Source organism: Arthrobacter sp. 2RAF6 (assembly GCF_052115205.1).
GTDB lineage: Bacteria > Actinomycetota > Actinomycetes > Actinomycetales > Micrococcaceae > Arthrobacter.
In genome coordinates, this window is the sequence record NZ_JBFRGF010000020.1 from 9,969 (window position 1) to 33,604 (window position 23,636).

Below are 23,636 nucleotides of genomic sequence, written 5' to 3' on the forward strand. Positions count from 1 at the left end.
TCTCCCCTAGCGGTTCAAAGGATTTCGACGGCGGATCCTCCCACCGTTCAAGACTTCTGTTCTATGTTACAGCGTCGCTAGCCGCGGACCTGGCCTTCGCCCTGGACAATCCACTTCGTGGTGGTCAACTCCGTGAGGCCCATCGGACCGCGTGCGTGCAGCTTCTGGGTAGAGATTCCTACCTCGGCACCCAGGCCGAGCTCGCCTCCGTCGGTGAAACGCGTGGAAGCGTTCACGATGACCGCCGCAGAGTCGATGTCCGCAATGAACTTCTCGGCGTTCGCCAGATTGTTCGTGAGGATGGCCTCCGTGTGGCCCGTCGACCATTTGCGGATGTGCGCGACCGCCTCGTCGAGGTTGTCCACCATGGCAATAGCGAGGTCAAGGTCCATGTATTCCGTGGCCCAATCGACGTCGTCAGCAGGGACTGTATCCACGGAGCCGGACAGCGCCGCTTGAATCCTGGGATCGACGTGCAGTGTGACGCCGGCAGAGCGCAAGGCGGCGGCGACGGCGGGCAGCACGGTGGATTTCGAGTGCACCAGGAGAGTTTCCACAGTGTTGCAAACGCTGGGGCGCTGGGTCTTGGCGTTAAGCAGGATGTCGACGGCCATCTCTTCGCTGGCGGATTCGTCGATGAAGATGTGCACATTGCCTTCGCCGGTCTCAATGACGGGCACGGAAGAGTTGTTCACCACAGTCTGGATCAGCTCCCGTCCACCGCGGGGAATCAGGACGTCCACCCGGCCGCGGGCACGCATCAGGACGTTGGCGCCCTCGCGGCCGAATTGGTCCACGCTCTGGACGGCGTCGGCCGGCAGCCCAACGGATTCCAGCGCATCGCGGAGGATGGTCACAAGGGCCGCGTTGGTGTGGGCAGCAGCCGTCCCGCCGCGCAGGATCACCGCATTGCCGCTCTTCAAGGCGAGCCCGGCGATGTCGACCGTGACGTTCGGGCGGGCCTCGTAGATAGCCGCGACTACTCCCATGGGCACGTTGACCTGGCGCAAGCGCAGTCCGTTGGGGAGGGTCTGGCCTCGGACGACGTTCCCCACGGGATCCGGCAGGCCCGCCAGGTTTTCAAGGGCCGCGACAAGGCCGTCGATGCGGGCGGGAGTCAGGGTGAGACGGTCCAGCATGGCAACGGAAGTTCCGTTGTTGCGGCCAGACTCAACATCCTTGGCGTTGGCGGCGAGGATGGACCCCTGCTGTTCCCGGAGAGCCGCGCCGATAGCGTGCAGGGCACGGTCCTTCCAGGCACGGTTCGCCTGGGCCATGTGCCGCGCGGCCTGCCGTGAGCGGTCCGCAATCGAATGCACGGCCGTCTCCACTTGCTCGGTGGTGAGCGGCGCGTTTCCCAGCTCCGGAGTTTCCGGCACCTGGGCGGCATTGCCGGAAGCCAGAGCGTCAGTCATCACGGGAGAATCAGGGGTAAGGGCCTCAGTCATTCTCCAAGTTTAGTGGAGCGGGACGGCTGGACCAGTACGAGGTCGTCAACATGAACAACTACGCGGTCATATCCGCGGCCAAGGTCCTTGGCGAGCTCCTTGGTTGAACGGCCAAGCATGCGGGGAAGCTCTTCCGCGGAGTAGTTCACCAGTCCCCTGGCAATCACGGTGCCCTCGACCGAAACCATCTCCACGGGATCGCCCGGCTCGAAGTCTCCCTGGACTGCCGATATTCCTGCGGGCAGCAGCGAGGTGTGGCGGTCGCGCACGGCCTTGACGGCGCCGTCGTCGAGCACCAAACGGCCCCGGACCGAAGCGAGGTGGGCCAGCCACAGCAGGCGCACGGGCTTGCGGTTGCCATTGACGGCGAACCACGTTCCCACATCCTCGCCTGCCAGGGCGGCGGCGGCATTGGCAGTGGAGGTGACGAGGGCGTGGATGCCGGAGCCTGCGGCGATGGACGCCGCCTCCACCTTGGTGGTCATGCCCCCGGTACCGACGCCTCCCTTTCCGGTCTTGCCGATAGTCACCCCGACGAGGTCACCAGGACCGGTGACGAGCGGAATGCGCTTGGCACCCAACGACGGCGGACCGTCATACAAAGCGTCGACGTCGGAAAGCAGGACCAGCGCGTCCGCCCGCACAAGGTGCGCCACTAAAGCAGCCAACCGGTCGTTGTCACCGAAGCGGATTTCATGGGTTGCCACGGTGTCGTTTTCGTTCACGACGGGCACGACGCCCAGGTTCAGCAAGCGGTCCAGCGCCCGGTATGCGTTGCTGTGCTGCGTGCGCCGCATCAGGTCATCCGCAGTCAACAGGACTTGGCTGACAGTGACCCCGTGCGCAGCAAAAGCTTGCGAATAGCGCGCCATCAAAAGCCCTTGCCCCACACTGGCTGCAGCCTGCTGTGTGGCGAGGTCCTTGGGACGCTTGGCGAGGCCGAGCGGTGCGAGGCCCGCCGCGATGGCACCGGAGGAGACCAGGATGATCTCCGTCCCGGAGTTGCGCTTTTCGGCCAGGGCGTGGACGAGTGCCGTCAACGCTTTCTCCGAGATGCCGCCTTTGATGCTGGTCAATGAGGACGAACCCACTTTGACCACGATCCGCTTGGCCCCGGCGAGTGCCTGGCGTTCGGCGGCGTCGTCGCCTTCAGCGACGTCAGCGATGCCGGCCGTGCTAGTCGTCATTTTCGGCTTCCAGGCCGCTTTCCTTCAGGGGCTTGGGTAGGCGACGGCCGCTGACGGACTCGGTCCAGATACCCGCCTTGCGCTCGGCTTCGAGCTCGGCGCGTGCGGCAGCCTTTGCTTCGCGGCGTTCGATCTGCTCATCGCGCTTCTGCGAACGGGTGGGGCGGTCACCGATGTCGGCAACACGGATGTCCGTGCCTCGGGGCGTCGCCAGGAGTTCGGCGCCGGCCATCATGGTGGGCTCCCAGTCGAACACGACGCCGTCCTCTTCGCCGATCACCACGGTGTCGCCCGGGACGGCACCCATCTTGAACAACTCGTTTTCGATCCCGAGCTTGGCCAGGCGATCGGCGAGGTAGCCAATGGCTTCTTCATTGGTGAAGTCGGTCTGCTTGACCCAGCGGACCGGCTTCTCCCCCAGCACGCGGAAGAGCGGCTCGAGGTTCTTTTCCTCGCGGCGGATCTTGAAGCCGGACTCATTGACGGCGCGGGGGCGGAGGATGGGCGCTGCGACCTTGGGAGGCGCAGTGGCCACGGCCTTGCGGGCGGCCATGACAATCTCACCCATGGCGAAGCTCAATTGGCGCAGGCCTTCATGGCTCGTGGCGGAGACTTCGAAGACGCGGTAGCCGCGCTGTTCCAGTTCGGGACGGACGAACTCGGCCATGTCCCGACCATCAGGCAGGTCCACCTTGTTCAGGACAACAAGCTTGGGGCGTTCGTTCAGGGGGACAACTTCGCCGTCAACGCCGGCGTAGCTCATGTCCACGGCGTACTTGTCCAGCTCTTGCTCGATGATCGCAAGATCCGAGAGCGGGTCCCTGTCCGCTTCCAAGGTTCCGCAGTCCAGCACGTGCACCAGTGCGGCGCAACGCTCCACGTGGCGCAGGAAGTTATGGCCCAGGCCCTTGCCTTCGCTCGCGCCCTCGATCAGCCCGGGAACGTCTGCAATCGTGAACCGGACTTCACCGGCCTGGACCACGCCAAGGTTGGGGATCAAGGTAGTGAACGGGTAGTCGGCGATCTTGGGTCTCGCCGCGGACATCGCCGCGACAAGGCTGGACTTGCCTGCGGAGGGGAAGCCAACCAGCGCGATATCTGCGATCGACTTCAATTCCAGGACGATGTCGCTGGAGTCGCCTTCAATACCGAGGAGGGCGAAACCGGGCGCCCTGCGTTTCTGCGAAGACAGCGACGAGTTGCCAAGGCCGCCCAGGCCGCCTGCAGCGGCGACGAACTCGGTGCCTTCGCCTACGAGGTCAGCAAGGACAACGCCGTCCTTGGTCTTGACCACAGTGCCGTCCGGCACGGGAAGCACGAGGGTTTCACCGTTCTTGCCTCCGCGCCAGTCGCCCATGCCGGGGCCGCCGTTGGTTGCGTGCCGGTGGGGTGCGTGGTGATAGTCAAGCAAAGTGGTGGTCTGGGCATCAACGCGCAGGATGACGTCGCCGCCGTTACCGCCATTGCCGCCGTCGGGTCCGCCGAGGGGCTTGAACTTCTCGCGCTTAACAGAGACACAGCCGTGGCCGCCTGTTCCGCCGGATACGTGAAGTACTACCCGGTCTACGAAGGTCGCCACGTGTTTCTCCTCTATGTGGAAATTACTGCTTGAAGTGCGCGTTGCGGGCTGATGCGCCGCCGCCCGCCCTAGTAAATTCTAGTGCGGTTAAAAAGACAGATGGAGCGGGCCATACGGCCCGCTCCACCCGTTCAGAACGTGTTATTACTCTGCAGCTGCAGCAGCAACGATGTTCACTACGCGACGGCCGCGGCGAGTACCGAACTCAACCGCACCTGCCTGCAGGGCGAACAGGGTGTCGTCGCCACCGCGGCCGACACCGGCGCCCGGGTGGAAGTGGGTGCCGCGCTGGCGGACGATGATCTCGCCTGCGGAAACGACCTGGCCACCGAAGCGCTTTACGCCGAGGTACTGGGCGTTGGAGTCACGACCGTTGCGAGTGGAGCTCGCGCCTTTTTTATGTGCCATTTGAAATGCCTGCCTTTAAATTCTGGGGAATCTGTTGAAAACCTGAACAGCAACCAGTGGTTACTTGATACCGGTGATCTTGATCTTGGTCAGTTCTTGACGGTGACCCTGGCGCTTCTTGTAGCCGGTCTTGTTCTTGAACTTCTGGATGACGATCTTCGGACCACGGAGGTCTTCGAGGATCTCAGCCGTAACCTTGACCTTGGCCAGATCCGCAGCAGCGGAGGTGACCTTGTCACCGTCCACCAGGAGCAGTGCGGGCAGCTCAAGGGTGCTGCCGGCTCCACCGGGGACGCGGTTCAGGGTTACGTAGTCTCCAACGGAAACCTTTTCTTGGCGGCCGCCTGCGCGGACAATCGCGTACACCACTTGGGCACTCACTTCTCTCGACGTTTATTACTAAATTTGCGTGCGGAACCCCGATCCGAAAACGGGCCTGGTTCACGCTGTGCCTCAACGCCGTGGACTCCGGTACGGAATCCATGAGTCATCCCTCGAATAGTTCCAAATGAAAGGTCAGTTCCAAATGAACGGTTTCTGGGGGCATAACCCAAGTGTTGGCGTAAGCACCGAAGATCTAGATTACGCTAGTTTCGCCTTCGGCTGCAAATGAGGCCAGGTCCGGGGGCCGCCACGTGATGGCTGCCACAGACTGGCTATGCGCCACCCGGTACCGTGCCCGTCCACCTTACCCTGCCGGCCGGGAAAACCTCGGATCCTCAGTCCGACACGCTGCAGCGCCCGCAGGAACAGGCCCTTCACCCCGTCTTTCCCCGACATGAACCGGGTTCAGCCGTGCAACCTTGGAGCATCGAAGAACGCTGTTTCGTAACGGCAGGATTGGGCAAACGCCTCCATCATGGCGGCACGCTCCGTGGGTGTTGCGGCCTGCGCGGCGGCGTCCGTGATGTCGATCGCCTTGCGGGTGGCCTCGGCGAACGCCTCGTCCGCGTAGGTGCGCAGCCAGTCCGCATAAGGGTGCTCGTCCGACGCTCCCGCCTGTATATAGCCATGGTGTAGCTGCTGTCCCACCTCGGCGTACAACCAGTAGCAGGGCAGCACGGCAGCCAGCAGGACGGCATAACTGCCCGACGCCGACGCCGCCAGCAAATGGTCCACATAGGCCTTCGTGACCGGGCCCAGCTCTCCGCTTACCTGGCGTCCGCTGAGCCAATTCCGATGCAGCTCGGACTCGACTTCAAGGCACATCTGCGAGCCGCGGGCCCAGAACAGCTGTTCGGTTTCGCTCGGGGCGAGGGCGCTTGCCCGCGCCAGGACCCGGGAATAGCCGTTGAGATAGATGGCATCCTGCGACAGGTAATAGCTGAACTGCGCTTCGCTGAGCCCACCGGATTGCAGGTGCTGGATAAAGTCCAAGCCATAAATGGCCGCAAGTTCAGTCTGGGCGGCTTCCCACATGCGGATGGCAAAATCGCCTGGTTGAATGGCGTGCTGGAGCGCGTGGAAATGATTGATCGGCCCGTTGCCTTTCCCGACTTCCAGTACCTCGGACTGGGTCAGCGCCTCTTGAAGCCAAGGCTTGACCACACGCAAGGCGGACTCCCAATCGCCGAGCCGCGCCTTGGCCGTCGCCATCGCCGACGACAGGGAACACCCCGTGCCATGGCTATTGCGGGTTTCCACCCGTTGGCCGGCGAATTCCACCACGTCCTGGCTCAGGACTCCCCCGGTGTTGACCAGGGCATCGGGGCAGCCGGTTCCCTGAAGATGGCCGCCCTTCACCAGGACGGTGTTTCCACAGGCGGCAGCCAGGCGTTTGCCTTGCTCCAAGGCCGATGGCCAGTCAGTGGCTTCAGGTTCGCCAAGCAGCATGGCCAATTCAGGAAGGTTGGGCGTCACCAGGTCGGCGAGGGGCAGAAGTTCCCGCAGTGCGGTTTCGGCGGACTCCGCAAGGAGCCGGTCGCCACTGGTGGCGATCATCACTGGATCCAGCACGACGACGGCGGGGCGCGCCTCGCCGAGCCAGCGGCGGACTTCGTGGATGACCGCCGCATCCCCGAGCATGCCGATCTTGACGGCATCAACCGTGATGTCGTCGCTAATGGCATCCAATTGCTGGCGCAGGAACTCCACGGGAGGCACGTGGACGGCAGTGACTCCCTGCGTGTTTTGTACGGTGAGCGCCGTGATGACGGCCATGCCGTAGCCCCCGTTTGCCGCGATGCTCTTGAGGTCTGCCTGGATCCCGGCACCACCCGAAGGATCCGAGCCGGCAATGCTGAGAACCCTGGGGATTGGGCGCTGGACGGCCTTGAGCGGGTAGACGGCTGATTGCACCGAAACAGTCATGCGAGACATCCCTTCGCCGGTGCTAACCGGACAGGTTCAACGGGTCTGGTCTCAGCCGGCTTGGTGCGCGGCACCCCGTGTCAGTCCCCTAGCTTAACCCGGATCACACCTCGCCTGCTGAAATCGCCCCATGCAACCGCATTGAGCGAAGGTCCGGCGAATTGGCCGGGAACGCCGAAGCCCCGGCGGTTTCCACAAGAGCGGGAACGGCCGGGGCTTCGAACAGGGTACTGCGCTTAGAGTTCGGACTTGGGCACGCCGACCCCGAGGATGATCGGTTCCGCTGCCGCCGTCGGCTTGGCCGGAGCAGCCTCCGGCGCCTTGGCCTCGTGTGCGGCCCCACCGGAAGCAGGCGCGGCAACCTCGTGGTGCTCCACGTTGGTGGCGTTGGCGGCACCCTGGGCCCGGCTGGCGCTACGGTTGCGGCGGCCTCGGCGTCCACGCGAACCGGGCTCGGGGGATTCTCCGCTTGCAACGGCCGCGGAGGCCCCTGCGGGCGCTTCCTTGGCTTCTGCCGCCGTCGTCGCGGCGCCCGGAGCTTCTCCGAGGCCTGCGAATGCCTGTGCCAACAGATCCAGGCTCATGGCAGGCGCGCCACTCGCTGGCTCTTCTTCGTGGTGGACGAAGGGCAACGCAACTTCCTCGCCGCCGAATCGCAGCACAGGCTTCGAACGTTCCTCGCCCCTCGATGCAGCGGCAGGAGCCTGGACCGGGGCTGCAGGAGCCTGGACCGGGGCCGCTGGGGCCTGGAGCGGCGCTGCTTCTGCTACGTGCCGATCGGCGAGCAATTCCGCCGCGTGGTGGAGCTCGTCGTCGTGCAGGTGGGCAGCGTGGGCTGCTGCCGCGATGGTGGCAAGGGCGGCGCGGGTGGCTGCCTGGCGATTCGGATCAGTGGATTCCACGGTGTGGACCGGTACGGGCGGGGTGATCGGGAGCTCGGCAGTGCCCTGCCCCGTGCCCCTGCCGCGGCGGCGCTTGCGCTGCTCCGGGCGGACGGTCGGCTGTGATTCCGTGCGCGGGTGGTGGTGTTCGGCGGCCACCACGTTGGCCCGACGGTGCTCCACCGGCTCGTCGTGCGTGACGATTCCGCGCCCTGCGCACGTTTCGCACTGCTCGCCGAAGACCTCAAGCAGGCCGGTGCCCATGCGCTTGCGGGTCATCTGGACCAATCCGAGCGACGTCACTTCGGCGACCTGGTGCTTGGTACGGTCCCGGCCGAGGCACTCGACCAAGCGGCGCAATACGAGATCGCGGTTGGATTCCAGGACCATGTCGATGAAGTCGATGACGATGATTCCGCCGATGTCGCGCAAGCGCAGCTGGCGGACCACTTCCTCGGCAGCCTCAAGGTTGTTCTTGGTGACGGTTTCCTCGAGGTTGCCACCGCTGCCGGTGAACTTCCCGGTGTTGACGTCAACAACCGTCATGGCCTCGGTACGGTCGATCACGAGCGAACCGCCGGAGGGCAGGAAGACCTTGCGCTCCAATGCCTTGTGGATCTGTTCGTCCACGCGCCATGCGGAGAAGATGTCCTGATCCGAGGTCCACTTTTCGAGGCGCCCCACCAGATCCGGCGCCACGTAGGTGACGTAGGCCTCGATGGTGTCCCAGGCTTCGTCGCCGGAGACGATGAGCTTGGAGAAGTCCTCGTTGAAGACGTCGCGGACAACCTTGATGGTGAGGTCCGGTTCGCCGTACAGCACTTCCGGGGCGAGGATCTTGGTGGAGGTGGACTGGCTTTCGATGCCTTCCCACTGGGCCCGCAGGCGGTTGATATCGTGCGTCAGCTCTTCCTCGGACGCACCCTCGGCGGCGGTGCGGACAATGACGCCCGCGTTCTCCGGGAGGCGGTCCTTGAGGATCTTCTTCAGACGGTTGCGCTCGACGTCGGGCAGCTTGCGGGAAATACCGGTCATTGAACCGCCGGGCACGTACACAAGGTAGCGGCCGGGAAGCGAGATCTGGCTCGTCAGGCGTGCGCCCTTGTGGCCCACGGGGTCCTTGGTGACCTGGACCAGCACGGAATCGCCTGATTTCAGGGCGTTTTCGATGCGGCGCGGTTTGCCTTCCAGGGTGACGGCATCCCAGTTGACTTCACCGGCGTACAGCACGGCGTTGCGGCCGCGGCCGATGTCAACGAACGCGGCTTCCATCGACGGCAGCACGTTCTGGACCTTGCCCAGGTAGACGTTGCCGATCAGGGAATCCTGCTGTGTCTTGGACACGAAGTGCTCCGCGAGCACGCCGTCTTCCAGGACGCCGATCTGGATCCTGTCGTCGCGCTGGCGGACGATCATCTGGCGATCGACGGACTCGCGGCGGGCCAGGAATTCGGCTTCGGTGATGACTTGGCGGCGGCGGCCGGTCTCGCGGGACTCGCGGCGGCGCTGCTTCTTGGCTTCAAGGCGGGTGGAGCCCTTGACGCTCGTGACGCGGTCGGAGCCGGTGGTGGACTCAACGTGTGCGCGGGGGGCGCGGACACGGGTGACCGTGTTGGGGGGATCGTCGTCTCCGCCGCCCGTCAGCTCCAGGTCCTGATCGCCACGACGGCGGCGCCGACGACGGCGGGAAGTCACGCCTTCTTCGAGGACTTCCTCAGTACCGGCTTCTGCCTCGTCCTCGGACTCCGCGGACGTTTCTTCTCCCGCGGCTTCATCACGCTCGTTGCTCCGGCGTCCACGACGCCCACGGCTGCGACGCCGACGGCGGCTGCCGGCTTCGTCCAATTCGTTGTCCTCGGAAACTTCTTCAGCGTCAGACTGCGGTTCTTCTTCGACGACCGCCGGCCTGGCAACTGCGCTCAAGTCCGGTGCCTGGAAGATCATGGAGGTCACGGACCCAGGTTCCAGGAACAGCGAAGCGATGGGGCTTGCAGCTTCCGCCTCGACGGCCGGCTCCTCCTTGGTTACCTCGGTGGTTTCCTCGGGCGCAATCTCCGCGGCCGGAGCCTCGACCGCTGCTTCTTCGGCAACGGGCTCGCCTTCTTCAGCGACGGGCTCGGCGCTCTTCGCCCTCGTCGTGCGACGGCGGCGGACCGGCTTCTCGGGGGCAGCTTCGGCCTCTGCAGCTACTTCAGCTTCGACGACGCTAACCTCCGGCGCCTCGCCACCTTCCGTGGAAGCTTCTTCAGCGAAACCTGGCAGAGGTTCGGAAGTTTCGACCTTCTTTCGAGCCCTGGTGCGCCGGACAGGAGCCTTGGGCGCTTCGATGTCCGTCGACTCGGCGAGGGGCCCGGCGGCGGCTGCGGCAGCTCCGGCGTCGGGGGTTTCGTCCGCGGCGACCGTCTTCGGTGCCGCCTTGCGGCGGGTGCGGGTGACCTTTTTGGGTGCTTCGGTGGTCTCGGTGGATGCCGCATCTTCGGCGGCGGCTACAACTTGCTCGTTATCCATATGTGGCAACACTCCTGCCCTTGCGCAACCGCCACATCCGGTGCCCAGAGGGGCAATATTGTCAAAACCCGCAGGCGTTGACAGAAGTCAGTAGTAGTCTTTCCGGTTCGCACCAGCATGGGGGTGCGGCATCCACGGAAAGCCGGCTTCGCTCCAAACCCGTTGTTCTAATGCCACAACCAGGTGCCGTCCATTGTCACTGCGGCCCTACCGGGGATCATTGGATCCTGGGCATGCCCTGCATATGACTGGCGGTCTTGGGAACAAGATACCGGACCGGATTCCGCATGTGGATCGGCTTCCGGCCATGTTCATTCTCTCACACGCCCGCACCCCCGGCAGGAAACACGCCCTGAAGGCTTCCATGCCGCCGCCCCCGCTGGACGCGTCATCCAGCCGTCGCGGCTAGAATCCTCCCAAGAGCAGTCCCCGGTCCTGCGCCGGGCCATCCAGAAAAGGACAGCCAACCATGCCGAGCCCCGCCAGCCCGAACCTGGCCAACAACGACGCCCGCTCCCTCCGGCAGGAGAGTACCGCCGACGCGGCCATGCCCCGCATGGTCCGCGACCGCCCCTTTGCCTGGCTCCTGCTCGCCACCGGCGCCGTAGCATGGCTGGCATCAGGGGCGCTCGTGCTGGAAAAGCTGCAGGTTCTCATCGACCCCAACCACATCACGGCCTGCGACCTGAATCCGTGGGTATCCTGCGGCAGCGTCATGAAGACACCGCAGAGTTCGGTTTTCGGTTTCCCCAACATGTTCATCGGCATCGTCGCCTTCGCCGTGATCATCACCACCGCGATGGCGATCTTTGCCGGGGCCAAGTTCGCCCGCTGGTACTGGATCGGACTGCAGACGGGCGTCACACTGGGGTTCATCTTCATCGTCTGGCTCTGGTCCCAGGCACTGTATGTCATTCACATCCTGTGCCCGTTCTGCATGGTGGTCTGGGCATGCATGATCCCGCTCTTCGTCTTCGTGACTATCAGGAACGTGGCGCACGGGGTCATTCCAGCGCCCGCACGCCTGGCCAGGATCCTCAGCGAATCCGGTTGGATCATTTCCGCGCTGCTCTACGTTGCCGTGATTGCAAGCATTTTCTTCGCCTTCATCAATGTCTTCATCGGCACGTCTGGCTACTGAGCACGTATCCCCCTAACTGAGCCATTAACAGCGGAAGGGGCCCTTGTTCGCCTGAACAAGGGCCCCTTCCGTTTTTTTGGCCTTGGCGGGAAACTACGCGCCGAACCAGATCTTGATCTCGCGCTCGGCGGAATCCACCGAATCGGAACCGTGGACCAGGTTCTGCTGTACTGCCAGGCCCCAGTCACGGCCGAAGTCGCCGCGGATGGTGCCCGGCGCCGCCGTCGTCGGGTCCGTGGTTCCCGCAAGGGAGCGGAAGCCTTCGATCACGCGGTGACCCTCGAAGATGGCGGCGACAACCGAGCCACTGAGCATGAACTCAACCAGCGGCTCGTAGAAGGGCTTGCCGAGGTGCTCTTCGTAGTGTTGCTCCAACAGCTCGCGGCTGGCGTTGACCTTCTTCAATTCGATCAAGGAGTATCCCTTGGACTCGATGCGGGCGAGGATGCTGCCGCTCAAGTTGCGGGCGACGCCGTCGGGCTTGATCAGTACAAGGGTGCGCTCAATGCTCACGGTTGCTCCAATGTTGAGTGTGTGGGTTTCCCAGCCAGTTTACGGGGTTTCGCTCAGGCGGACTGCCCGGCAGAGTCTTCCCCGTGCGAAGCGTTCCATTCGGCTTGCTCACGATCACGCTGGGCGTTCTCGCGGTCGATCCTCATGCCGGCACGGATGCCGTACCACCAGCAGGCCGCGAAGAGGACTCCCACCACGAACATCGTGGGCTCGACGAAGCCGGAAAGAATCAAGACCAGCTGCAATACCCAGCCGACACCGATACCCCACGGCTTGCTGAACACGGCACAGACCAGGATCAGCACAAGGCTCAGGGTGATGCCGAATGTCAGGATCAGAGCCGGCTGCACCTCTCCACGCTTCAGTCCGAAGACAGCCAAAGTGGCGAAGAACGCGACGAAGGCCTCGAGGAGCAGAACGGTCGAAGCGAACATCACCTTGGTGGAGCGGCGCTTCTTGGGCATCCCGGGGCGCCATTCGCGCTGGGCTTTGGTGAGTTTCGCCATGCTTAGGAACCAACCTTCCCGAGGAGCATGCGGGCTTCGGCCACGACGGTGATGGAACCCGTGACGAGTACCCCGCCGGCCAGGTCGTCGTTGGCTTCGGCACGCTCCACGGCCCACTCGATCGCATCGTCCAGCTTCTCGGCAATGTGGACGTTGTCCGCACCGAAGCCAAGGTCGACGGCGAGATCTGCCAGTTGCGCTGCGGGGATGGCCCGCGGCGAGCTGGACTGCGTGAAGCAGAATTCCTCTGCCAGGCCGCCCAGGGATTCCTTGAGCTGCCGCAGGATTTCTTCCGCGTCCTTTTCCTTCAGGACCCCGAGGACAACCACCAGCTTGCTGAAGCTGAAGGCCTCTTCGATTGCCTCGGCTGAGACGCGGATGCCATCGGGGTTGTGCGCGGCATCCACGATGATCGTCGGAGCGGTGCGCACCACCTCAAGACGGCCGGGCGACGTGACATTGCCGAAAGCCTCGCGCAGGAGGTCGCCGTCAAGCTCCTTTTCACCGCCACCGAAGAAGGCCTCCAGGGCCGCGACGGCGACTGCGGCGTTTTCGGCCTGGTGGGCGCCGTGCAAAGGCAACAGCAGGTCCTCATAGCGGCCCGCGAGCCCCTGGATGGTCAGCACTTGGCCTCCGACGGCAACGGCGCGCGACTCGACGCCGAATTCGACACCTTCGAAGCGGAACGGCACCCCAAGCTCGCGAGCCTTCTCCAGGAGCACCTGCGCGGCGTCCACGGGCTGGGCCGCGCTGACCAGGAAGCCGCCAGGCTTGATGATTCCGGCCTTCTCGTGGGCGATGTCCTCGGTGGTGTCTCCGAGGAGGTCCGTGTGGTCGAGCGAAATCGGCGTCACCACGGAAACCTGCCCGTCACCCACATTCGTGGCATCGGTAATGCCACCCAGCCCCACTTCAATCACGGCGACATTGACGGGTTGGTCAGCAAAGATCGCGAAGCCGAGGATCGTCAGGCACTCGAAGTACGTAAGCCTGGGCTGGCCGTCGGCCTCGAGTTCCTTGTCCACGATCTCGAGGTACGGACGGATCTCGTCCCAGATCCGGACAAAGGTCTCATCCGAAACCGGCTCGCCGTCGATGCTGATGCGCTCGGTGACCTTCGACAGGTGCGGACTCGTGTAGCGGCCTGTGCTCAAGCCATGGGCACGAAGCCCCGCCTCGATCATGCGGGCGGTGGATGTCTTGCCGTTGGTACCCGTGATGTGGATGATCGGGAATGCCTTGTTGGGCTCCCCCAGCACATCCATCGCCCGGTACAGTGGCGCGAGCCGCGGCTCCATCTTGTTTTCCGGGGCGCGGCCCAGGAGTTCGGCGTAGACGCTTTCTACGGAGAATTCGTCGCTCATGTACTAGGCCTCGATCTTGGTGACGGTGATCTGCGGCTCGGCGGCGTCGCCGGAGACGACGGGGTCGAGCTTGAGGGACAGGGTTTCGGTCTTGACCAGCTCTTCGTTGGCGCGCAAGGCGTCGACGACGTCGTGGACGGCCAGGACCGTGGTGTGGATGCGGTCGCTGACGTTGAGTCCTGCGTCCTTGCGTGCCTGCTGGATGGCACGGACCATATCGCGCGCCAGGCCTTCGGCAGCCAATTCCGGTGTGACTTCGGTGTTCAGGACCACGAATCCACCGCCCGGAAGGACAGCGACGGCCGCGGACGAACCGTCGGCAGACTCCGCCACGACGGTCTCGAGCGTGTACTCCTGAGGTTCCAGCTCGAGGCCGCCTGCCGTGACCACTCCACCGTCGGAAACAGACCAGTCGCCGGACTTGGAACCCTTGATGGCCTGCTGGACATTCTTGCCCAGTCGCGGACCTGCCGCGCGGGCATTGACCACGAGTTTCTGCTCGATGCCGAATTCCTCCGGCGACGCCGTAGCGGCATCCAGGAGCCGGACGGAACGCAGGTTGAGTTCATCCGCGACCACGGCGGCGAAGCCTTCCAGCGCGTCCGCACCGGGTGCCACCACCGTGAGCTCCCGCAGCGGCAGGCGAACGCGAAGGTTGGCGGCCTTGCGCAGGCTGGAACCGGTGGAGCAGATCTGCCGGACCCGGTCCATGGCTTCGACAAGTCCCGGGTTTGCCGGGAACAGCGAGGCCTCGGGCCAGTCAGCCAGGTGCACGGAGCGCCCGCCGGTCAGGCCGCGCCAGATCTCCTCGGAAACCAAGGGAAGCAGCGACGCCGAGACGCGGCAGACGGCCTCGAGCGCCGTGAAGAGGGCGTCGAAGGCGTCGGTGTTCTCGTCGAAGAAGCGCTGACGACTGCGGCGGACGTACCAGTTGGTGAGCATGTCCAGGTAGCTGCGCAGTTCATCGCAGGCTCCGGAAATGTCGTATTCGTCCAAGCTGGCAGTGATGTTGCGGACGAGGTCGCCGGTGTTTGCCAGCAGATACTGGTCCAGGGTGTCCGTGTAGCCGTCGTAGCGCAGTTTGGCCTCATAGCCGGCGCCGCCATTGGAGGCGTTCGTGTACAGGGTGAAGAAGCTGTACACGTTCCACAACGGCAGGATGACCTGGCGGACGCCGTCGCGGATTCCCTGTTCGGTGACCACGAGGTTGCCGCCACGCAGGATGGGGCTGGACATCAGGAACCAACGCATGGCGTCGGAGCCGTCGCGGTCCAGGACCTCGGAGACGTCCGGGTAGTTGCGCAGGCTCTTGGACATCTTCTGCCCGTCGGAGCCCAGGACGATGCCATGGCTGATCACATTGCGGAAGGCCGGCCTGTCGAAGAGTGCCGTGGACAGGATGTGCAGCATGTAGAACCAGCCGCGGGTTTGCCCGATGTACTCGACGATGAAGTCGGCAGGGTTGTGGGTGTCGAACCATTCCTCGTTCTGGAACGGATAGTGCACCTGGCCGTAGGGCATGGAGCCCGAGTCGAACCAGACGTCCAGGACGTCCTCGACTCGGCGCATGGCGGACTGGCCCTCTTCAGGGGAGCGCGGGTCGTCCGGGTTGGGCCGGGTGAGTTCGTCGATGAACGGGCGGTGCAGGTCCACCTGGCCGTCGTTGTTCATCGGAAGGCGGCCGAAATCAGCCTCCATCTCGGCGAGCGAACCATAAACGTCCGTGCGCGGGTACTCGGGGTCATCGGACTGCCACACCGGGATGGGTGAGCCCCAGTAACGGTTGCGGCTGATGGACCAGTCGCGGGCGTTGGCCAGCCACTTGCCGAACTGTCCGTCCTTGACGTTGCCCGGGATCCAGTTGATCTCCTGGTTCAGTTCGGACATCCGGTCCTTGAACTTGGTGACCTCCACGTACCAGGAAGACACGGCACGGTAGATCAGGGGGTTGCGGCAGCGCCAGCAGTGCGGGTAGCTGTGCTCGTAGCTGGCCTGGCGAACCAGACGACCGCCGGAACGCAGTGCCTGCGTGATCGGCTTGTTGGCGTCGAACACCTGCAATCCGGAGATTTCCGCGAGGGGTCCGTGCGCGAACAGGTGGAGGAATTTGGCGCCTTCGTCGACGGAAAGGACCACGGGGATACCTGCGTCCTCACAGACTTTCTGGTCGTCTTCACCGTAGGCCGGGGCTTGGTGGACGATGCCCGTGCCGTCGGTGGTGGTGACGTAGTCCGCCACGAGGAAACGCCAGCCGTTCTGGGTGCCGTACTTCTCGGTGTCGGAGAAGTAGTCCCAGAGCGGCTCGTACTCCAGGCCGGCCAACTGCGAGCCCGTGTAGCTGGCGGTGACAGCGGCAGCCGCGGCGCCGCCGTCGTCGTACCCGAGATCCTTGGCGTAGGTGCCGAGCAGATCTGCAGCCAGCAGGAAGCTGCCCGTCACCGGAGCCTCCGCGGAAGCGGCCTTGATGCCGTTCGGACCGGCCGGAACCACTGCGTAAGAGATGTCAGGCCCGACGGCGAGCGCCAGGTTGGTGGGCAGTGTCCAGGGGGTCGTGGTCCAAGCGAGCGCCTGCACACCCTCAAGGGACTTGGAGAGTTCCGACTCCCCTGCCTTGATGGGGAAGGTCACCGTGACGGTCTGGTCCTGGCGGTTCTTGTAAACATCGTCATCCATGCGCAGTTCATGGTTGGACAGCGGGGTCTCGTCCTTCCAGCAATACGGCAGGACGCGATACCCGTTGTAGGTGAGGCCCTTCTCGTGGAGCTGCTTGAAGGCCCAAAGGACAGACTCCATGTACTCGACGTTGAGGGTCTTGTAGTCGTTGTCGAAGTCCACCCAGCGTGCCTGGCGCGTGACGTAGCTCTTCCATTCGTCTGCATACTTCATGACCGAGGCACGGCAGGCGTCGTTGAACTTGTCGATGCCCATCGCTTCGATCTGGGTCTTGTCCGTCATCCCGAGTTGCTTCATGGCCTCGAGTTCAGCGGGCAGGCCGTGGGTATCCCAACCGAAGCGCCGTTCGACGCGCTTGCCGCGTTGGGTCTGGTAGCGGCCTACCAGGTCCTTGGCGTAGCCGGTCAGGAGGTGGCCGTAGTGCGGAAGTCCGTTTGCGAAGGGAGGACCGTCGTAGAAGACGAACTCGTTGCTGCCGGGGTGGCCGCCGGGAAGGTCAGCGCTGCGCTGGTCGATGCTGGCTTGGAAGGTGCCGTCTTCGTCCCAGTACTTGAGGATGCGCTCTTCGATCTCCGGGAACTTCACGGAGGCGGACACCCCTGCGGAGGTGCCGGACGGAGCTGTGCCTGAAAATGCCGCGGAGGCCTTGGGGTAATACGTCATCTCTTCATCCTGGGTTGAGCCGGTGAACACAAAGTTTCATTCAGGATGCGAGGACGGCGCCAGGCCGTTGTTTCCAACAGCCGGTACCGCGGTACCACCTCACTTACCGTCGCGGGTCCTGCTCCTCGTGAAGAGGAGCTGTTCCGGCGTCGGCCGCTCATTGCTGCTGTGACGGGCTTACCCGTCCGGTTCTACTGACCTCCATGGTGGCGGGGGCGTTCTTCCGGAAGCTCACCGGTGATGTCCGGGTCAAAGCTTGTGCCACAAGTCTAGCGGCAGCGGCGCCGCGAGCTCCACCTGGGCTGCCGCACGGACGCCGGCGATCTTCAGAGGAGGGCAAATGCCTGCGAAACCGTGGTCAGGGGCACGTCGGGAACGGCGCTGCGTGCAGGGAGCGCGTCGAGGGAGTGCCCGGTGTCCGCCAAATGGAGCGCTGATTCCAGGGTGCGTCCGATGCTGTCCGGCGTGAGGGCCGGCCAGCGTGTCACCAACCTCAATACGGCGCGCGGAATGTGCACCGTCGCCCCGCTGGACCCGTACCGGCTTCGGAGTGCTGCGACAAACTCGTTTATCGTCAAATTCTCCGGCCCTCCCATATCGATTGCCTTGCCGCGGAGAGCGGGGTCGGAGAGGGCCTGGACAAGGACTGCCGCAACATCGTGGACGGAGACGAAATTGATCTTCTGCTGACCGTCGCCGAAGATCACGGCCACGCCTGCCTTGCGCATCGGGGCTCCAATGACGGCAGCAAAAGTCTCGGTGAGGACCGTCGGCCTGACAATTGTCCAGGCCAACGGCGCGGACATCAACTCCCGTTCGAACTCGTATTTGAGGCGGGCGAGCTGCAACGGATGGTTTTCTGCCGCCCCGTGCATCGAGACCATGATGAAGTGTTCCGTCCCCGAGCGTCGGGCCGCCACAAGGAGATTGCGGTTGCCGCCGAGGTCCACCCGATCCGGCGATGACCCGGACTGGGGCCCGAATCCGCTCATTGCGGAAATGACGGTAGAACAGCCCCGCGTGGCGCGGTCCGCGTCCTCCTGGTTCTCGACCGTGCCCCCGATGGCCTCGACTCCGCGGGCATTCAGCGCCGGGGCCAGCTCGGCGTGGCGTGTCAGCACCCGGACCGGATACCTTCCGGCTACCAGTTGGTTCACAAGTGCGGAGCCCAGGGTCCCGGTTCCCCCGGTCACGAGGATCACGAAGGGCCTCCAAGCGACGCGCTGCGGACGGCGCGGTCAATGTCGCCTGTTCCGCGCTCCACCGGCTCGAGGTAGAAGCGGCAGGCCCGGATCAGCCCCTCACTAACGGTGAAGATCATGACGCCGCGCATTTCGTGCCGGCTCCCGTCATTCCGGGTCCCTGTCATCTCCCACTCGCTCCATACCTCCGGGCCGGACTCGAACGCCGCCAGGATTCGAGCGGAAAGATCCGGAATGGAGGTAAAGAACATCGACCAGTTACGCCGGACCTGCTCGACGCCGCGAAAACTCCTGTCCGGGTGAGCTGGCATCTCAAGTCTGTAGTCAGGGGCGAAGCAGGCCATCAAGGCCTCGAGATCGTGCAGGTTTGTTGCGTCCAGAAGTGCGGTTACTACCTCAAGGGGTCCAGGAAATGATCGTTCAACAGACATATGAGCCTCGGAAACGTAGATTGAGTACAATGCTTTGTATCCAATTTCAACGATAGATCCGGCGGATGTCATGGTCAATGGGTCCAAGGAAAACGCACGGCGCCGTTATGACTCGAGTGTTCGCCGCGCAAGGGCGGAAGAAGGCCGGGAGAGGGTGCTCTCTGAGGCCTGGAAGCTGTTCCGTGAACGCGGATATGGCGCCACCACCATTTCCGCAGTCGCCGGCGCCAGCGGGGTGTCCGCCGAATCCGTATACAAGGTCTTCGGCAACAAAGCCGGCGTGCTGCGCGCACTCCACAGCAGGGCGCTTGAAGGCGCGGGACCGGTTCCGGCAGCCGAACGCTCCGATCTCCTCCAGGCACGCGAGGAGGACCCGAAGGAGCTCATTTCCGGGATCGGAGCGTTGACGGCTGAAGTCGCTCCCCTGGTGGCGCCCGTGCTGCTCCTCATCCGTCAGGCGGCAGCCACCGGACAGGCGGACATGATCGCGCTCCTGGAAGAAACCGAACGCAGCCGATACGAACGTATGGCGCAGGTCGCCGGAATCCTGGCTCAAAGAGGCATGCTCCGTCCCGGGCTTCCCCCGAAAGAGGCAGCCGACCTCATGTGGGCCTACACCTCGCCCGGTCTCTTCGAAGACCTCGTCATCAAGCGCGGCTGGGAGGCAGCCCGGTTTGGTGAATTCGTGGCAAGGGCGCTCTCCGTTCTCTTGCCCTGAAAGGGAAGAATCCGGAACTTAGCCCTTGCGGATCAACTTGTGGGTAGCGGCCTGCGCCACGGGGCGCACGATGATCTCGTCCAGGTTGATGTGATGCGGCAACGAGACCGCGTACTTGACGACGTCGGCGACGTCCTCCGGCGTGAGCGGCTTCTCGACGCCGGCGTACACTTTGGCTGCCGCGGTGGCATCGCCGAGACGGTTGAGCGCGAATTCCTCCGTGCGGACGAGCCCGGGCGCCACCTCGATGACGCGGATGTTGTTCTCGGCTTCCTCGAGGCGCAGGGCACCGGTCATGGCGTGCTGGGCGAACTTGGCCGCGTTGTACCCGCCGCCGCCCTCGTAAGCCGTGAAGCCCGCGGTCGACGTCAGGTTCAAAACGGTGCCCTCGCCGTTGGCCCGCAGCATCGGGAGGAAGGCCCGGGTCAGCTTCAAGGTGCCCAGCACGTTGACTTGGTACATCCAGTCCCAGTCTTCGGTCTGCGCATTGGCGAGGGTGTCTGCGCCCCGCGCGCCGCCGGCAATGTTGATGAGCGTGTCCGCTCCCCCTGCCTCGGTGACGGCGGAAAGCAGGGCCGCGACGTCGTCGTCGTTGGTGATGTCCGCGGCGAACGGCACAGCGCCGCTCTCGGCGCCGAGTGCCTCAAGCCGCTCGGCACGGCGGGCGACGGCGAATACCTTCCATCCATCGGCGGCGAGGGCCCGCACTGTGGCTTCGCCGATTCCCGTGCTGGCGCCCGTCACTACTGCGGTCTTCTTCTGTACTTCCTCAGTCATGGCACCACCCTAACGTGGTTCGCCGGGAGAAACCGCACGGCCAAGGATGTGCGCGATCGGCGGGGACAGCGGGCCGGCAGAGAAGCCGAAACGCTCATTGTGAAGCACCTGGAAGCCGGCGGCGCCGATCGCCTGAAGGCCGGCGAGCAAGCTGCGCCGATGCTCGGTGCCGCCGCGCAGGTTTATCGCCGGAACCGCCCAGGCGTAGGCCCGCGCAAAGCGCGGATGCTGCGTCGCGGTCATGTGTCCGTCTTCCCGGCATCCAGCAGGAACTCCAGCAGGACGCGGGCATGATTGACTTCAGAGTCCCTGGCGCCGTAGAGGAGCGTGACGCGCTTTTCCGCGGCCGCCAGCTCCAGCAGCTGCTCCACAGCGGGATTCTGTTCCAGCTCAGCCTGATACGAGCGGCGGAAGTCCACGAATCGCTCCTGCATATGGGCAAATTCCGTCCGCAGCGGCGGCGAGGGCGCGATCTCCTTGAGCCAGAGATCCAAACGGGCGCGTTCTTTGGAGACCCCTCGCGGCCAGAGCCTGTCGACCAGAACCCGGTAGCCGTCGTCGTCGGTTGCTTCGTCATAGATGCGCTTGATAACCAAAACGTCCTTGAGTTCCGTCATGGGCCGCATGCTACTGCACCCCCGCGTGCCACGGAACAAAGGGCGCCATGAAACAATTGGCCCATGGCTGAATCAACGCAGGGTACAGACACGCCCGCCACCGCCCCCATCAACGTTCCCGACAAGCCGGCCCTTGAAGGCCTTGAGGCTGCCCTGACGCGGCGCTGGCTGGACGAAGGAACCTACAAGTTCAACCCGGACACCACCCGGGAGCAGGTCTACTCGATCGACACTCCCCCGCCCACCGCATCCGGTTCGCTCCACGTGGGCCACATGTTCTCGTTCACGCAGACGGATGTCCAGGCCCGCTACATGCGCATGACCGGCAAAAACGTCTTCTACCCGATGGGCTGGGACGACAACGGGCTTCCCACCGAGCGCCGCGTGCAGAACTATTACGGCGTCCGCTGCGATCCCGCCATTCCCTACAACGCCGGCTACCGTCCGCCGGCACAGCCGGCGAAGAACCAGCGCGACTTCGATGTCGTCTCGCGCCAGAACTTCATCGAACTCTGCGAGGAACTCGCCGTCGAGGATGAAAAGGTCTTCGAGAACCTGTTCCAGACCCTAGGCCTGTCCGTTGACTGGGACCTGACGTACCGCACCATCGACGACACCTCCCGGGCAGTGTCCCAGCGCGCCTTCCTCGCCAACCTGAACGCCGGGGACGCCTACATGGCCGAGGCTCCCACCCTGTGGGACGTGACGTTCCGTACCGCCGTCGCGCAGGCCGAGCTGGAGGACCGCGAGGTTGCCGGCGCGTACTACCGCTACCCCTTCTTCACCGCTGACGGCGAGAAGATCTACATCGAGACAACGCGTCCGGAACTGCTTGCCGCGTGCGCCGCATTGGTGGCAAACCCCGACGACGAGCGCTACCAGCCGCTGTTTGGCAAGACCGTCACGTCCCCCCTGTTCGACGTCGAGCTCGAGGTCAAAGCCCACCCGCTCGCCAAGGCGGACAAGGGCTCGGGCATCGCCATGGTCTGTACCTTCGGCGACCTGACTGACGTCACCTGGTGGCGCGAGCTGCAGTTGCCCACACGCGCCATCATGGGCCGCGACGGCCGCATCATCGCCGAGACTCCTGAGTGGATCACCACCGACGCCGGCAAGGAAGCCTACGCGGCGATTGCCGGCAAGACGGCGTTCTCTGCCAAGGAAGCAGTGGTTGAGCTTCTCATTGCCGCCGATCTGCTGGACGGCGAGCCCAAGAAGATCACGCACCCCGTGAACTTCTTCGAGAAGGGCGACAAGCCCCTTGAAGTTGTCACGTCGCGCCAGTGGTACATCCGCAATGGCGGTCGGGACGAGGACCGCCGCGAACGGTTGATCGCGCGTGGACACGAGATCGAGTTCCACCCGCCCTTCATGCGCTCGCGTTACGAGAACTGGATCTCCGGGCTGAACGGTGACTGGCTCGTGTCGCGCCAGCGCTTCTTCGGCGTGCCGATCCCCGTCTGGTACCCGCTGGATGCCCAGGGCAACCCGGACTACGCAAACCCCATCCTGCCTTCCGACGAGTCCCTTCCCGTAGACCCTGCGGCAGACGCGGCCCCCGGCTTCGACGAGTCCCAGCGCGAGCAGCCCAACGGCTTCATCGGCGACGCCGACGTCCTGGACACCTGGGCCACGTCGTCGCTGACTCCGCAGATAGTGGGCGGCTGGAGCCGTGACGAGGAACTGTTCGGCAAGGTCTACCCCTTTGACCTCCGCCCGCAGGGACACGACATCATCCGCACCTGGCTCTTCTCCTCGGCTGTCCGGGCAGATGCCCTGCAGAACAGCGCGCCGTGGAAACACGCCGCCATCTCGGGCTGGATCCTGGACCCGGACCGCAAGAAGATGTCCAAGTCCAAGGGCAACGTGGTTGTTCCCACCGATGTCCTGAACGAATTCGGCTCCGACGCCGTCCGTTACTGGGCCGCCTCGGCAAAGCTCGGCGCGGACACCGCCTACGAGATCGCCCAGATGAAGATCGGCCGCCGTCTGGCCATCAAGCTGCTCAACGCCTCCAAGTTCGTTTTGAACCTGGGCGCTACGGAGAACTCGGTTGTCGGCGCCGACCTGTCAGTCCTGAGCAACGCCCTGGACCGGGCACTGCTCGCCCAACTGGCCGACGTCGTGGCGCAATCCACCAAGGCATTCGACAACTACGACTACGCACGCGCGCTGCAGATCACGGAATCGTTCTTCTGGCAGTTCACGGACGACTACGTGGAACTCATCAAGGACCGCGCCTACGGTGCGGCCGGCGAGACCGAGCAGGCATCCGTGCTTGCAGCCCTTGCCACCACGCTGGACTCGCTGTTGCGGCTGTTCGCGCCGTTCCTGCCCTTCGCCACCGAAGAGGTCTGGAGCTGGTGGCGCACGGGTTCGGTTCACCGCGCCGCGTGGCCGGCAGCCGTGGAAATCGTAGACGGCGACACCACCATGCTGGGCACCGTCGGCATCGCGCTGAGCGGCATCCGCAAGGCCAAGTCGGAGGCCAAGGTCAAGCAGCGCACCGAAGTCCTCTCGGCCACCATCGCAGCTACCGAGTCGTTTGTTGCACAGCTGGAAGCCGGACTGGGAGACCTGAAGGCCGCAGCCAACGCACAGGAGATCTCACTGGTAGCCGGCGACGGCGAGCTCACGGTGAGCGACGTGGTCCTGGCACCCGCCGAGGAGCCCGCCCAAGCGTAGTTCGCACGATCCGGGGAGTTCCGGG

Annotated in this window: 19 protein-coding genes and 1 riboswitch; of the genes, 3 read left to right on the top strand and 16 right to left on the bottom strand. The window is 64.3% G+C overall.

The annotated features are described in order from the left end of the window. Positions 1-77 precede the first annotated feature (77 nt). The 7 genes from AB4Z38_RS14830 to AB4Z38_RS14860 form a co-directional block, all read right to left on the bottom strand. A complete protein-coding gene (locus tag AB4Z38_RS14830; protein WP_441430411.1) occupies positions 78-1,448 on the bottom strand; it encodes a glutamate-5-semialdehyde dehydrogenase in 1,371 nt (456 codons plus the stop codon). Beyond that, a complete protein-coding gene (proB, locus tag AB4Z38_RS14835; RefSeq protein ID WP_441430412.1) occupies positions 1,445-2,635 on the bottom strand; it encodes a glutamate 5-kinase in 1,191 nt (396 codons plus the stop codon). Before proB ends, AB4Z38_RS14830 begins: the two co-directional genes overlap by 4 nt. Further along, complete coding sequence (obgE, locus tag AB4Z38_RS14840; protein ID WP_441430413.1) at positions 2,625-4,214, bottom strand: GTPase ObgE; 1,590 nt, start codon at positions 4,212-4,214, stop codon at positions 2,625-2,627. The genes proB and obgE overlap by 11 nt, the downstream gene beginning before the upstream one ends. Before the next feature lie 144 nt (positions 4,215-4,358). Then, complete coding sequence (gene rpmA, locus AB4Z38_RS14845) at positions 4,359-4,622, bottom strand: 50S ribosomal protein L27 (protein ID WP_003803426.1); 264 nt, start codon at positions 4,620-4,622, stop codon at positions 4,359-4,361. 60 nt (positions 4,623-4,682) lie between these two features. Continuing rightward, on the bottom strand, positions 4,683-4,991 hold the full coding sequence (gene rplU, locus AB4Z38_RS14850) for a 50S ribosomal protein L21 (protein WP_028267456.1): 309 nt from the start codon (positions 4,989-4,991) through the stop codon (positions 4,683-4,685). A gap of 420 nt (positions 4,992-5,411) precedes the next feature. After that, entirely contained in the window at positions 5,412-6,932 is a 1,521-nt protein-coding gene (locus AB4Z38_RS14855; RefSeq protein WP_441430414.1) for a bifunctional hydroxymethylpyrimidine kinase/phosphomethylpyrimidine kinase, read from the bottom strand. Then, a riboswitch (TPP riboswitch) is annotated at positions 6,924-7,020 on the bottom strand. It overlaps the preceding gene by 9 nt. Before the next feature lie 148 nt (positions 7,021-7,168). Continuing rightward, positions 7,169-10,321, bottom strand: a complete 3,153-nt coding sequence (locus AB4Z38_RS14860; protein ID WP_441430415.1) for an Rne/Rng family ribonuclease — start codon at positions 10,319-10,321, stop codon at positions 7,169-7,171. Between the two features lie 469 nt (positions 10,322-10,790). Here AB4Z38_RS14860 and AB4Z38_RS14865 point away from each other — a divergent pair, with 469 nt between their 5' ends. Next, positions 10,791-11,462: a vitamin K epoxide reductase family protein gene (locus tag AB4Z38_RS14865; RefSeq protein ID WP_441430416.1), complete on the top strand. Its 672-nt coding sequence runs from the start codon at positions 10,791-10,793 to the stop codon at positions 11,460-11,462. A gap of 93 nt (positions 11,463-11,555) precedes the next feature. Here the strand turns inward: AB4Z38_RS14865 and ndk are convergent, their stop codons facing one another. From ndk to AB4Z38_RS14895, 6 genes are all read right to left on the bottom strand, one after another. Next, positions 11,556-11,975 (bottom strand): nucleoside-diphosphate kinase, encoded by a 420-nt coding sequence (gene ndk / locus AB4Z38_RS14870; RefSeq protein ID WP_441430417.1) that lies wholly within the window; start codon positions 11,973-11,975, stop codon positions 11,556-11,558. Positions 11,976-12,028: 53 nt separating this feature from the next. Beyond that, positions 12,029-12,481: a DUF4233 domain-containing protein gene (locus tag AB4Z38_RS14875; protein ID WP_441430418.1), complete on the bottom strand. Its 453-nt coding sequence runs from the start codon at positions 12,479-12,481 to the stop codon at positions 12,029-12,031. Positions 12,482-12,483: 2 nt separating this feature from the next. Continuing rightward, on the bottom strand, positions 12,484-13,845 hold the full coding sequence (locus AB4Z38_RS14880) for a bifunctional folylpolyglutamate synthase/dihydrofolate synthase (RefSeq protein WP_441430419.1): 1,362 nt from the start codon (positions 13,843-13,845) through the stop codon (positions 12,484-12,486). A gap of 3 nt (positions 13,846-13,848) precedes the next feature. Then, positions 13,849-17,181 carry an isoleucine--tRNA ligase gene (ileS, locus tag AB4Z38_RS14885; protein ID WP_441430420.1) on the bottom strand — a complete coding sequence of 1,111 codons (3,333 nt, stop codon included), beginning with the start codon at positions 17,179-17,181 and terminating at the stop codon, positions 13,849-13,851. A gap of 326 nt (positions 17,182-17,507) precedes the next feature. After that, positions 17,508-18,383 (bottom strand): SDR family oxidoreductase, encoded by an 876-nt coding sequence (locus tag AB4Z38_RS14890; RefSeq protein ID WP_441430421.1) that lies wholly within the window; start codon positions 18,381-18,383, stop codon positions 17,508-17,510. After that, on the bottom strand, positions 18,380-18,814 hold the full coding sequence (locus AB4Z38_RS14895; RefSeq protein ID WP_441430422.1) for a nuclear transport factor 2 family protein: 435 nt from the start codon (positions 18,812-18,814) through the stop codon (positions 18,380-18,382). Before AB4Z38_RS14895 ends, AB4Z38_RS14890 begins: the two co-directional genes overlap by 4 nt. A gap of 154 nt (positions 18,815-18,968) precedes the next feature. Here AB4Z38_RS14895 and AB4Z38_RS14900 point away from each other — a divergent pair, with 154 nt between their 5' ends. After that, complete coding sequence (locus AB4Z38_RS14900) at positions 18,969-19,532, top strand: helix-turn-helix domain-containing protein (RefSeq protein ID WP_441430423.1); 564 nt, start codon at positions 18,969-18,971, stop codon at positions 19,530-19,532. Between the two features lie 18 nt (positions 19,533-19,550). On the opposite strand, the gene AB4Z38_RS14905 is transcribed toward AB4Z38_RS14900, so the two are convergent. Genes AB4Z38_RS14905 through AB4Z38_RS14915 form a run of 3 tightly spaced genes read right to left on the bottom strand, consistent with a single transcriptional unit; the run spans position 19,551 to position 20,926 of the window. Further along, a complete protein-coding gene (locus AB4Z38_RS14905; RefSeq protein WP_441430424.1) occupies positions 19,551-20,309 on the bottom strand; it encodes an SDR family oxidoreductase in 759 nt (252 codons plus the stop codon). 9 nt (positions 20,310-20,318) lie between these two features. Then, on the bottom strand, positions 20,319-20,552 hold the full coding sequence (locus tag AB4Z38_RS14910; protein ID WP_441430425.1) for a hypothetical protein: 234 nt from the start codon (positions 20,550-20,552) through the stop codon (positions 20,319-20,321). Then, a complete protein-coding gene (locus AB4Z38_RS14915) occupies positions 20,549-20,926 on the bottom strand; it encodes a DUF488 domain-containing protein (protein WP_441430426.1) in 378 nt (125 codons plus the stop codon). The genes AB4Z38_RS14910 and AB4Z38_RS14915 overlap by 4 nt, the downstream gene beginning before the upstream one ends. Positions 20,927-20,989: 63 nt before the next feature. Here AB4Z38_RS14915 and valS point away from each other — a divergent pair, with 63 nt between their 5' ends. Next, entirely contained in the window at positions 20,990-23,611 is a 2,622-nt protein-coding gene (gene valS, locus AB4Z38_RS14920) for a valine--tRNA ligase (RefSeq protein ID WP_441430427.1), read from the top strand. Positions 23,612-23,636: the final 25 nt, after the last annotated feature.

What these genes read in the sequence shown, in the direction of transcription:
- ileS (WP_441430420.1), bottom strand. Translation starts at nt 17,181, where the DNA reads ATGACGTATTACCCCAAGGCCTCCGCGGCATTTTCAGGCACAGCTCCG.
- AB4Z38_RS14865 (WP_441430416.1), top strand. Translation starts at nt 10,791, where the DNA reads ATGCCGAGCCCCGCCAGCCCGAACCTGGCCAACAACGACGCCCGCTCC.
- valS (WP_441430427.1), top strand. Translation starts at nt 20,990, where the DNA reads ATGGCTGAATCAACGCAGGGTACAGACACGCCCGCCACCGCCCCCATC.
- AB4Z38_RS14830 (WP_441430411.1), bottom strand. Translation starts at nt 1,448, where the DNA reads ATGACTGAGGCCCTTACCCCTGATTCTCCCGTGATGACTGACGCTCTG.
- AB4Z38_RS14895 (WP_441430422.1), bottom strand. Translation starts at nt 18,814, where the DNA reads ATGTCTGTTGAACGATCATTTCCTGGACCCCTTGAGGTAGTAACCGCA.
- rpmA (WP_003803426.1), bottom strand. Translation starts at nt 4,622, where the DNA reads ATGGCACATAAAAAAGGCGCGAGCTCCACTCGCAACGGTCGTGACTCC.
- AB4Z38_RS14860 (WP_441430415.1), bottom strand. Translation starts at nt 10,321, where the DNA reads ATGGATAACGAGCAAGTTGTAGCCGCCGCCGAAGATGCGGCATCCACC.
- AB4Z38_RS14915 (WP_441430426.1), bottom strand. Translation starts at nt 20,926, where the DNA reads ATGACGGAACTCAAGGACGTTTTGGTTATCAAGCGCATCTATGACGAA.
- proB (WP_441430412.1), bottom strand. Translation starts at nt 2,635, where the DNA reads ATGACGACTAGCACGGCCGGCATCGCTGACGTCGCTGAAGGCGACGAC.
- AB4Z38_RS14855 (WP_441430414.1), bottom strand. Translation starts at nt 6,932, where the DNA reads ATGACTGTTTCGGTGCAATCAGCCGTCTACCCGCTCAAGGCCGTCCAG.
- AB4Z38_RS14880 (WP_441430419.1), bottom strand. Translation starts at nt 13,845, where the DNA reads ATGAGCGACGAATTCTCCGTAGAAAGCGTCTACGCCGAACTCCTGGGC.
- AB4Z38_RS14905 (WP_441430424.1), bottom strand. Translation starts at nt 20,309, where the DNA reads ATGACTGAGGAAGTACAGAAGAAGACCGCAGTAGTGACGGGCGCCAGC.
- AB4Z38_RS14875 (WP_441430418.1), bottom strand. Translation starts at nt 12,481, where the DNA reads ATGGCGAAACTCACCAAAGCCCAGCGCGAATGGCGCCCCGGGATGCCC.
- AB4Z38_RS14910 (WP_441430425.1), bottom strand. Translation starts at nt 20,552, where the DNA reads ATGACCGCGACGCAGCATCCGCGCTTTGCGCGGGCCTACGCCTGGGCG.